This is a genomic window from Endozoicomonas sp. (assembly GCF_031844845.1).
GTDB lineage: Bacteria > Pseudomonadota > Gammaproteobacteria > Pseudomonadales > Endozoicomonadaceae > Endozoicomonas.
Map to the genome: position 1 here is coordinate 1 of NZ_JAVRMB020000404.1, position 11,037 is coordinate 11,037.

Consider the following 11,037-nt stretch of genomic DNA (forward strand, 5'->3'; position numbering starts at 1 on the left):
CGCCGTCCGGGCATGAATCTCCCCCCGGCCCGCCTGGGTTTCATCCACTTCGGAGACTTCTGCCAGCACTTTCCAGCTGAAAGCTTTCATGGTTTCGACCCAGACATACATATCCGCAATACGCGCCTGTACCATCTGAAACCTGCCAATGGGTTTACCAAACTGCTGTCGTGTACCAGCATAATCAATGGAAAGTTCCAGTGCCCGCTCTGCAATACCGGTATTAATCGGGGCAATCATGGAGCGCTCAAAGTCGAGCCCACTCATCACCACCTTATGGCCTTCATGCTCCTTACCAACAATATTGCTGACGGGAACCCGCAGGTCTTCAAATACCAGTTCTGCCGTCTGACTGCCACGGAAGCCCATTTTGTCCAGCTTCTGGACCACTTTGAAACCGGGCCAGCTGGTTTCTACCACAAATGCTCATGACGATTGTTCGTCACCCTCACCCATGAAAGTTTTGGCCACGGAGACACGGAGACACGGAGACACGGAGGAAAAGCTTGTTCTTTTCTCCGTGTCTTTGTATCTCCGTGGCAATTTTCTTTCACGGCAAAGGCAGTGATTCTCTTTGACCCCATGCCCTGCTGAGTCCGAGCATAAACAAGACAGACATCCGCTACCGGGCCATTGGTAATGTCGATTTTGGAGCCATTGAGAATATAGTCATCACCATCCCGAACGACCTTTGTGGTTCAACGCTTTTCTTTCACGGAAAAAAAATCATGATGATGGTTCCTCATGAGTATTTGTCAAGCATCTGATTACTTGCTTTCAGATGTCTGACAAGCCGTGTATGGGTTATCAACTGCACAGGTACTTAAACGAATGTTCCTTTTAACAATATTTCACTCTGACGTTAGTTTTTTATTTAACATTGAAGCAGCTTTATCTGCTAACTTCTTAATAAAATCATTCCTTTTATTTTGATAGACATATACAGGTATATCTTTAGATAGCCAGCTATTCATTTCTCTGGAAAACTCTTCAAACTGCCTGTCACTGCCTAACTTATTTTCAAGCATGCAAACCAATTCCTGAAACTTTTTGATGAAACCAATATCATTGATTTTAAACGGAGAATGATCAACAGGAAGATTAAGAATATTGGAAAATTGCGCAGCCTTATTTAGCAAAAGCATAACTCTCATCATCAATCTAAACTTAACGTTAGGGTGTTTATCAAAAACAATAGTTCTGGTTATTTTCACTTTATTACAAATTAATCTTCCAATACTTTCTTCTGACAGTAGCTCTGTCATATATTGAATATTCTTACCCAACAATACAACCTCATCATAGAAGGAGAGAACTTTCACCCGAAATTTAGAATCTTTATTTTCAATATCAATATTAACAGACTTTATTGCCGCCACTGAATCATCTGAAAAGATATTACACTCAACCATCAGGCTTTTATTGAAAAAACAACCGGAGCTTACTGCAATTAAAACAATAGATGGAATATCCAACGCCATACATCCTTCGATCCTGGATATTCTTACTAGCACAGGTACATCCTCACAACTTCTATTATTAAACTCATCCTTTATCGAATCAATCAGAAATTGTATACTTTTCTCTGTGCCCATCAAGTCTATATCGTTATATTCTTTTTCGATATTTTGAAGCAGCCGAGATAAAGAACCAAACACTATAATCTCTGGATTAGCAAATTTTTCATTCACTTCGCTTATAGCCTTAAACACGTTATAAACGAAGGGAGAACCAGAAATATTACCGAAGACCAAATCAGAACTTTCTTTTTTAACAGTATCTGACGAAGGTAAAACACCACCCGTTTGTTTAATTTTTTCTTCAGTCTGATAGCAGGCATCAGCTTGACCGTAATGAGTTAGTGCATCTTCTGTAAAAATAGAATTATCTCGCAAGTGTTTGCTTACATCTATTTTTTTTTCTTCATTAATATCATTCTGAAAACAACAGCTCTCTTGCAACAGCTCCGGAGTTAAAGCATCAAAGTATTCAGAGTCAGAACTTAATTGTTCAGAAATACCGCTGTTAGTTATAGCTAATTCAGATAAATTACCTGAAGGATATGCCACCATTTTAATACAATCACGCCCCGAAAATTGAAAAAAACAATCTAATTCACCGTTAGCTCTATGTAGATATTCATCCTCCTCTTCAAACCATCTTTTTAATGCGTACCTCATACTGTCTTTTGGTATATTATCTAAACAATCTAGAACATCTTTAAACTTGATCTGTTGCCCACCAAAATCCCAGTTGCTGAAGTAGCACTCTGCCAAAAAATAGAATTTCAATCTTGCACAAATCACCGGACTTTTAATCGAGTGAATTTCTTTCATAATAGTACCCGAAGATATTTTATCATCTGTTTCAGGCAAGTTCTGGAAATTACACCTCAGAGCACAAACTTTTAGACTAACAGATCTGACTTTTAATTTATCATCCAATCGTCTTTTTTTTAAAATTATTATGCCATCGACAAATAAGCTACGCATCTTTACAGCATCATAAAAATAATCTTCCATTACAATACGTATACGTTGAATCAGGTAATCTATCTGAATATAGTCTGTCCTTGCATTAGCCTTACTCAAAGCATCAAGTACCATCTGGTCTCCAGGCACTATTCCATCGAGTAATTGACCTGACAAGGCTAGATTTTTAATAAAAACCGCATACTCAAAGTCAAAACCTCCATTTTTATATAAAGCGGCTACATCGCCAGCTTGAATCAGCTGACCACCCTGCTTTGCCCTGAATAATTCGGGTAGTCGTCCTTTAACGGGTGGTGCTTCACCTGCCAAAAGGGTAGTCTTTGAAGCTTCAGAAGACTCACCCACTGTTAATGTAAGTGGAGCACCATTCAATTCACTCCCTTTAAAAAACAGTTTCTCAAGAAAATTGATATAGCAGACTTGCCCTTCCTTTGAATCAGGCATGTGCATCCGAACCACTTCATAAGAAATAGACTTCCCGTTAATATCTTCTCCCATCAAACATAATATCTTGTAGAATTTACCAAGTTCAAATAAACCTGCGCAACATTTCCGATAATTCATCAGTATACTTTCTGGAAGGATAGACTCACGCTTATGTTTCATCCCCTTCAGATACAGTCGCTCAAGAAATATGGCAAACGACAACGTTGCATTCACTTTCGTATACAATCTCTCAACGACTGTTGTCGTTAACCTCACCATCTCGTCATTTTCGACTACGTCAAATATAACATTAGCAATGCAGCAATCTCCAAAAAATTTGGCTTTTGCTAAAGTACCTTGTCGAGTGTCCGGGAAGCTTTCACTAATGAATTCCAAGGTTAATGGGTTACCCCTGAATTTTCCCAATCCATACCAATATAGTTTGGAATAAAGGATGGCTAACGCTAGCTTATCATTTAATTCCTCAAACTGGTCAGCCAGATTTTCAGCCGATAGCAGGATATCACAATGAATACCGTTTAAATAAATAGTTTGTAAGACAAAAGCCTTAGCTCTTTTGCCATCTCTAGTATCAGGATAAGCATTTAATATAATTTCTACTGAAACTTCATTTGAACTATAAGCCAGAAATTCATGCCATAAATTATTAGCTTTGGTTAACTGACAAACCGTATCTGACTCAGGCATTTCTTTGTCTTTCACAGCCTTACCTGACTGATATAGATAAGAATTGAACTTGGACAAAGACCTGTGACAACCCTTTAAAGAATCACGGATAGTTTCTATTGTTACAAATTTTCCATCAACCATTAATCCTTTAACATAAATCAAATGATAAAACACTCCTAAGTCCTCATGACTGTCATCTGATTTTTTATAAGCATCAATAACCATTTCAGGATAGACTCTCTTTCCATCCATAGTTATATTGTTCAAACATAAATGCTCAAGAAAACGTCCTAACTTCTGGAAAAGCTTCATTTCTTCCAATCTTTTTTTTACAATTACTGCCGTTGATGTTTTACCAGGCAAATGAACACCTTGTAAGAATAGTTTAATGTAAAAATAACCGAGTTCCTGAGTGGCATTCAACATATCAAGCTCGTTTATTACTGTATCGGCATCAATAACATTTCCATCGACCTTCACTTGATTAAGGCATAGATCTCTCCTGAATCTAGCCTTGCAAATTCTTTCCTTCCGTGTATCCGTAGGGAATTGATCCAAAATATATTCAGCCGATAACTTCGTCTCATTATTTTCATATAATTTAGCAAGACTGATTGCTTTTGAAATCTGATCTTTTTTTGAGTTACCACATGCCTTAAACACATCCTCCAATTCTACCCCATGTTTTTTCTGTGAATTCATCTCTGATAAAAATATAGCCTGACTTTCACAACTTCCAAACGTGCCATAACGTTCATAAATCATACTGAAATCAAGATTAACACCCTTCAGCTTCTTGTCATGAAGAAATAGCCATTCATAAAACCGAGTTTGATGAAGATGAGAATTTGCCTTCGAATATTTTTCATCAACCATTTCCGCAGTGACAGGGCCAGATTCCAACAACCTATCTTTGATATATAATTCATTATAAAAATGGGCCAGAAACAGTCGCCCTTTATCTGTATCAGGAATGTTATTAATAACCTTTTCAGGTTTAATACACTCACCATTCAATGTATTATTATTAAATAAAAGACGTTCATAAAACCGTGCGCCTTTAATGCGTATTTCATCCAATCTTTCTTGCTTGATCCATCCCTTACTAATGGCTTTTTCACACACTGTTTCTGCGTTCGAATAGTGATTGGCTACCATTTCTGCAGTAACAAGTTTATCATCTGCAAGGCTTCGATTTTCTGTAAACATCTTTTCCAGAAAGTAGGTAATAGAGCACGCCTTATCGGGGCCTCCAATCTTATCATAAGCATCAAGAACCCTCTCTGCTGTTACACCTTTCTCATTACGGTAATAACATTCTTTTAGTTTGCTGGCAGCGTCTCTAAGATCTTTGTACGTGACTTTTACTCCTGATTTATGACTGTTTTTTCCATGACCCTGATTTACCTGAGCTGTTTTTGCCTGATAACGTCCGGCACTGTACCCATCCTTTGATCGCCAGCTCTGTTTTTCTCTTTTATTTCCGGAATTACCGGTTCTTTTCCCTAAGCCACCAGAAACCTTTTTTTGGTCTGAACCATTAGCATTGCAGGATTGAACGCTACGATCACTAATCGCTGCACAGCCTTCAGGGTCATAATAGCCTCCCTCAGCACTCTGGGCATGCCGAAAATGACTCGTCGTCTGCTTAAAACGACTCCCCTCACTGACCGAATGCTCACCAAGCTTCCTCGGATCTTGTCTTTTTGGCTCTCTTCTCAACGATTTAACAGCCGAGCTGTAAGAGATACTGCCAGTAGAATATTCCATAGTCATTTACCAATTTTAAATTCAGATCAGTTGCGACTTTTAAAAGCAATAACTACCAATTAATCGATCAGGGAATTACTACCGATACTACCGATCATCATCGCTAATCCTTATGAAAATAAACAGCATTAGCCAACTCCAGTTTCCTCCTGAGAGCTATCCGTGTTTTTACGAAATTATTCCATTTTTTAACTATTAATAAAAACATTCAGTTTTTGAACTCTTATTGAAATTCATAAGGCGAGAGAAGCGTAGTAAAATAGTCGGGGGGCTGCCAATGCCAGCGAAGTATAAGTTTGATAAATCCTGAAGTACCGTAACTGCTCAAAAAGTACTGGCAAACTATAATGCAATATCTCTGTAACTCAGTTATAGCAAAAATGATGTACTACTGTTTTGCATTCTTACCAGTGGTTTTTGATCACTTACGAAGTACCGACTTTTGAAAACACCTTTGCCCGCCTGCCTGAATGCTTTTACACAAGGCTGAAACCATCCCCCTGAATAATCCGAAATTTGTTGCTTTCAGTCAGGCTGCCGGTCAGCTGCTGCTGCATCCCCATACCAGAGACCATCATTGTCAAAGCCATGGACGTCCCTCCGCATACCCGTTTACCAGCGTTACGGACAGACAGAAACTTCACCATTCATTCCCCGGGCTGTCACCGGAATACCGTGCAACAACCGGTGCTTTCAGCGGCCGTCTGAATTCTGTCGGGTGGAAAATTCCTGCCGTAGAGGTGGCGATACTCAATGAGCACCATGAACCCGTAGCCTCCGGTGACATTGGTGAAATCTGCCTGAAAGGCCCAAATGTCATGCCGGGGTATCTTGGCCTGTCCGATGCCACCCGGGACACCTTGAGAAATGGCTGGTTGCATACCGGCGACAGTGGACGAATGGACGACGATGGATTTGTCTATATTGTAGACAGGGTGAAAGACATGATTGTTTCTGGTGGAGAGAATGTTTATTCCATCGAAGTTGAAAATGCCATTCATAAACACCCTTCCGTTGCCCAATGCGCGGTTATCGGCATTCCCTGTGAGAAATGGGGTGAACAGGTACATGCCATCATCGTCCCGGCACCGGGAATCACAACTGATGAAGCGGTAATCATGGAGCACTGCCGAACTCTGATTGCTGATTACAAGTGCCCAAGAAGCATCTCGATTCATAACGCCCCACTGCCTCTGTCTGGCGCAGGAAAAATCCTGAAAAATGAGCTGAGAGAGCCATACTGGGATAAGAAAACCCGCAGCATTAATTAAGCTCTGTTGACATAGGCCAGCCTTAAGCGGAAGTAACCAGAATGTACATGCCAAGAAAGATTTTTAATGAGGATCACGAGCAGTTCCGGACTGCCTTTCGCAGTTTTGTGGAAAAAGAAATTATTCCCCATCAGGAACAGTGGGAGGAAGATGGCATTATTGACCGGGATCTCTGGCGCAAGGCCGGTGAACACGGTTTCCTCGTGCCCATGGCGGAAGAGAAATACGGAGGCCTTGGTATTGCTGACCACCGGTTTGATGCGGTGATGTTTGAAGAGCTGGCCCGGGTCAATGAACGGGGCTTTATGCTTGGCCTGCACAATATGGTCGTGGCTCCCTATCTGATCAGCCATGGCACTGAAGAACAGAAACAACGGTTGCTCAGCCGCTGCACCAGCGGAGATGCCATTCTGGCCATTGCCATGACCGAGCCGGGAGCTGGCAGTGACCTCGCCTCAATGAGAACCCATGCCGAAGAAAAAGACGACCACTGGCTGTTAAATGGTTCCAAGATTTTTACGTCCAACGGTATTCTTTCCGACATTGTTGTGGTTGCCGCAAAAACCAACCCTGATCACCCTCATGAAATGGGACTGTTTCTGGTAGAGCGGGGTATGGAAGGATTCTCCCGGGGCAAGCCCCTGAAAAAGATGGGAATGAAATCCCAGGACACCTCAGAACTGTTCTTTGATAATGTCAAAATCCCGAAAAACAATGTCTTGGGAGATCCTGCCAAAGGCTTTATTTATATGATGGAGAAATTGCCGGCAGAACGTCTCTATCTTTGCATTGACTCGGTCGCCAGCGCCCGGGCCGCCCTGGACCTGACCAAAGACTATGTAAAAGGCCGCGTGGCCTTTGGACAACCGGTGAGCAAGTTTCAGAATACCCAGTTTAAAATGGCGGAAATGAAAACCGAGATTGACCTTGGCTTTGCCTATGTTGACCGGATGATAGAACTGATAAACGACAACAAACTCAGTGCCGCTGATGCCTGCGGTGGCAAATACTGGACATCGGACATGCTGTGCCGAGTGGTGGATGAGTGCCTGCAACTCCATGGCGGTTATGGCTTTATGGATGAATACCCGATTTCAAAGATGTACCGTGATGTGCGTATCAGTCGTATTTATGCAGGTACCAATGAGATTATGAAGACAGTTATTGCCAAAGCGATGGAGCTTTAACGGATTCCGGGGTCAGGCCTTGAATTTTGAATCGGTCTGTTCCCGGAAGCAAAAATAGCTGAATACTCCCCAAGACAACTGTCACTCCATTATAGAAAAGCAGGGAATAAGGGGGAAGTAAACATCTCACTACCCCCTCACTCCTATAGGCTGCATTGATTGATCAAAGGGTTTCTGCCGATCATCTTTTTTCAATTTTTCTTAACTGATACTACTGTTAGCGGGATGCTATCAAGGAACTGGCAGTGCATAACCAAAATATCATCTTTCAGAAAATAACTTTTGGATTCTTCACTATCCTTTAATAATTCAAGATCAACCATGGCTGGTTCTCGAAGGTATTTATTTCTTCCTGATTCCATATTGGCAAGCACACTATTTGATTTATCCGCATGATTAACCAAAGCCACCTCCATTTTAATATATGGCTTTGGTAATGATTTATCTTTCGCCCCGCCATTACCGACCATATCAAAAAAAACAGACAGGCTCTTACCTTGTTCTTCTCCCTTACCATTGGGATACATACGCAGATTAATTTTACAACCTGATACCAACTCAAGAACAGGCGATACAACCTTGCACTCAATATTACCACGACCCACAGTCACAAAACCCTTTACTTCTTCATATTCCAAGCAGTTATCAATAGCATGAGCAGCTATTAATAATTCATTAAAATGGTTTATGCTAATCGTAACCTTTTGATCAGACTGTTCAATAGATACATGACCTGACAGGGCATCAAATTCCTTGAACTTTTCAAGGCACTCATTATTACTTGCCCTGAGTTTTTTCCAATCCTTACCTTTATAACAATACTTAATTTTCCTGGCAACACCCAATTGATCATCTGCATTAGCAATCATTTCCATTGCAGTAGCACACATTACACCAGCGTTCTTTGACAGTTCACTAACCTCCTTTAATATTTCATCTTTTTTAGGTTTATCTTCTTCAGTAAGCTTCTCTGCTTCATATTTTTTTATATTCATTTCTCCATTCTTTTTTTTTGCCTCAGCAATCATTTCATTTGCTTCATCCTTGTTTGCTTCTTCCTTAACAATCATGTCATTTGCCTTAGCAACTATTTTATCTACGAAGCCGTTATCATCCCCTCCAATAAATACCGATTCCAGACAAGGGTGCTTATTTTTTTCAGAAATACGACACAGTGCATTATTAGCATTCTCATTTTGCTGATACAGATAGCGATTCCCATCTATCTCAATTATTGTGATATGCGCTTGTCCAAGTTTTGTCTGAGGAATACGATCCCGAGTTTCCATATTCATCATACTGGGAGTATTCTTAATGGTGTTTTTCACGACGCGCCTATTTGAACTAACACCTTGCTGCCCAGTTTCTCCATTTAAAATCACATCATTCCTGACACCAATTCTTGACCCTGGAATACGGGTATAGTTTCCGGTATCAATTTTATTTTTCTTACCATACATGGCTCTCAGAGCACTGCGCACCCCCTCTTGAGAAGGCATAACGGAATCAGGATACATAAACACCTCAATCAAAAACATAAAGAATTAATCACCGGAACCTACTCACTGACCATTATGATTAACCTAAAGCCATAGCCATAATCATCAATATCAGTTCTGTGCATTCTTTTCATTTTCAGAATTAAACAACATCAGTTTGGATTATTGACCAGCAAAACAAGAAAGAGTTCCCAATAAAGCAAAATATTATTGGGACTATGGTAAAGGGAAGAACAAGATACGGGCGGAATACAGACGATTCCGCCGCTAACAGGATTAACGCTGTGGAACTGGCAGCAAGTTGATTTCTACACGACGGTTTTTAGCCCGCCCTTCTGAGGTATTATTGCTGGCAACCGGATCCATTGAGCCACGGCCGTAGCCAGTGATTCGACTGCCATCGACACCCTGAAAGGCAATATAGTTGGCAACACTGTCAGCCCGGGCCTGGGACAGGGGTAGATTGATCTTATCGCCACCGGTGCTGTCGGTATAACCCACCACCTGAATCAGGTTACGGTCATACTCGTTGAACACCCTTGCGACCGAACCCAGCACCGGGTAAAAGGCAGACTTGATATCTGATTTGCTGGAATCAAAGGTAATGTTGGACGGCATAATCAGCTTCAGCTGATCACCTTCACGATAAACCTGCACGCCGGTTCCCTGGAGTTCAGCCCTCAGTCTGTTTTCCTGATTATCAAGGTAATACCCATAGCCGGAGCCAGCTGCACCACCAATCAACGCACCTTTCCATGCGCCCTCACCGCCATCAGCAAGGGCACCGATAGCGGCACCCGCCAGCACACCACCTAAACCATATTTGGTCGATTTACTGGCCTGCTGATCGCCAGTATAAGGGTTGGTTGTCTGACAACCGGCAAGCAGAGCGCCCATCAACAGGGTGGCTACGGCAAATAATTTTTTCAATTGCATGATAATCTTCCTTAGCAATCAGCACAGAGCTGTTTAGCCGCGAATAATACTATTTTCACGGATTTCTTCACCAATTGTGGTGTCCGGTCCATGCCCGGTAACCACAACGGCTTCCTCATCCAATGTATAGAGTCTTTGTTTGATCGAACGCTCAATGGCTTTGTAATCACCACCCCACAAGTCCGTTCGACCAATGGACCTGCGGAACAGCGTATCTCCGGCAATCAGAAGCTTTGGCTGCTCAAACCAGAAACACATGGAACCCGGTGTATGCCCGGGCGTATGCATGGCCACACCTTCGCAGCAAGGCAACTCTTCATCATCTTTCAACCAGTAGTCAGGATCAGGAACCGGGCGATAGGGAATCCCAAACATACGACACTGCATTTCAAGATTATCCCAGAGGAACTTATCGCCTTCATGGAGATAGATGGGAGCGCCAGTCTGTTTTTTGATATCCCCGCTGGCCAGGAAATGGTCCAGGTGGGCATGGGTATGAATAAGCGCCACAACCTGTAGATCCAGTTCCCTCAGCTTTGCCATAATCAGTTCCGGATCACCACCTGGATCCACGATAAATGCCTTACGGGTAACCGGGTCACCAATAATTGTGCAGTTGCATTGGAGGGGGCCAACAGGGAAAGTCTGCCGAATAAAGGTTGTCTGGTTTGTCATTTGACCTTCGCCGTAGTTTTACATATCCGGCGAAGATTCTAATATTATTTTACAGCTGGGTCTTTCCCTTTTATTGGCTGTGTAGCCAGAA

The 11,037-nt window shown here is 41.9% G+C and carries 7 protein-coding genes and 1 pseudogene; 2 read left to right on the plus strand and 6 right to left on the minus strand.

All coding sequences use genetic code 11. The features are described 5' to 3' along the window. The 3 genes and pseudogenes from RM811_RS22370 to RM811_RS22380 all read right to left on the minus strand — a co-directional run. On the minus strand, positions 1–420 hold a 420-nt coding region (locus RM811_RS22370), incomplete at its 3' end, for an acyl-CoA dehydrogenase family protein (protein WP_402528661.1). A gap of 143 nt (positions 421–563) precedes the next feature. Beyond that, positions 564–680: pseudogene (locus tag RM811_RS24230) on the minus strand (isovaleryl-CoA dehydrogenase); the annotation flags it as partial. A gap of 171 nt (positions 681–851) precedes the next feature. Then, entirely contained in the window at positions 852–5,378 is a 4,527-nt protein-coding gene (locus tag RM811_RS22380; RefSeq protein WP_402528663.1) for a hypothetical protein, read from the minus strand. A gap of 470 nt (positions 5,379–5,848) precedes the next feature. Here RM811_RS22380 and RM811_RS22385 point away from each other — a divergent pair, with 470 nt between their 5' ends. Further along, entirely contained in the window at positions 5,849–6,649 is an 801-nt protein-coding gene (locus tag RM811_RS22385) for a class I adenylate-forming enzyme family protein (RefSeq protein WP_402528665.1), read from the plus strand. A 47-nt stretch (positions 6,650–6,696) separates the two neighbouring features. Next, positions 6,697–7,836, plus strand: coding sequence for an acyl-CoA dehydrogenase family protein (locus RM811_RS22390; RefSeq protein WP_402528668.1), 1,140 nt, complete (start codon positions 6,697–6,699; stop codon positions 7,834–7,836). A gap of 191 nt (positions 7,837–8,027) precedes the next feature. Here RM811_RS22390 and RM811_RS22395 read toward each other — a convergent pair whose 3' ends face one another. From RM811_RS22395 to RM811_RS22405, 3 genes are all read right to left on the minus strand, one after another. Further along, complete coding sequence (locus RM811_RS22395) at positions 8,028–9,374, minus strand: MATH domain-containing protein (protein ID WP_402528670.1); 1,347 nt, start codon at positions 9,372–9,374, stop codon at positions 8,028–8,030. 237 nt (positions 9,375–9,611) lie between these two features. After that, the gene (locus RM811_RS22400; protein WP_402528672.1) at positions 9,612–10,271 is read right to left on the minus strand and encodes an OmpA family protein; all 660 of its coding nucleotides are present in this window, start codon (positions 10,269–10,271) and stop codon (positions 9,612–9,614) included. A 33-nt stretch (positions 10,272–10,304) separates the two neighbouring features. Further along, complete coding sequence (locus RM811_RS22405; protein WP_402528674.1) at positions 10,305–10,946, minus strand: MBL fold metallo-hydrolase; 642 nt, start codon at positions 10,944–10,946, stop codon at positions 10,305–10,307. Between the last annotated feature and the right edge of the window lie 91 nt (positions 10,947–11,037).

Excerpts from the sequence above, each read along its gene's own strand:
- RM811_RS22400 (WP_402528672.1), bottom strand. The coding sequence starts at position 10,271 with ATGCAATTGAAAAAATTATTTGCCGTAGCCACCCTGTTGATGGGCGCT.
- RM811_RS22405 (WP_402528674.1), bottom strand. The coding sequence starts at position 10,946 with ATGACAAACCAGACAACCTTTATTCGGCAGACTTTCCCTGTTGGCCCC.
- RM811_RS22390 (WP_402528668.1), top strand. The coding sequence starts at position 6,697 with ATGCCAAGAAAGATTTTTAATGAGGATCACGAGCAGTTCCGGACTGCC.
- RM811_RS22380 (WP_402528663.1), bottom strand. The coding sequence starts at position 5,378 with ATGGAATATTCTACTGGCAGTATCTCTTACAGCTCGGCTGTTAAATCG.
- RM811_RS22395 (WP_402528670.1), bottom strand. The coding sequence starts at position 9,374 with ATGTTTTTGATTGAGGTGTTTATGTATCCTGATTCCGTTATGCCTTCT.
- RM811_RS22385 (WP_402528665.1), top strand. The coding sequence starts at position 5,849 with ATGCTTTTACACAAGGCTGAAACCATCCCCCTGAATAATCCGAAATTT.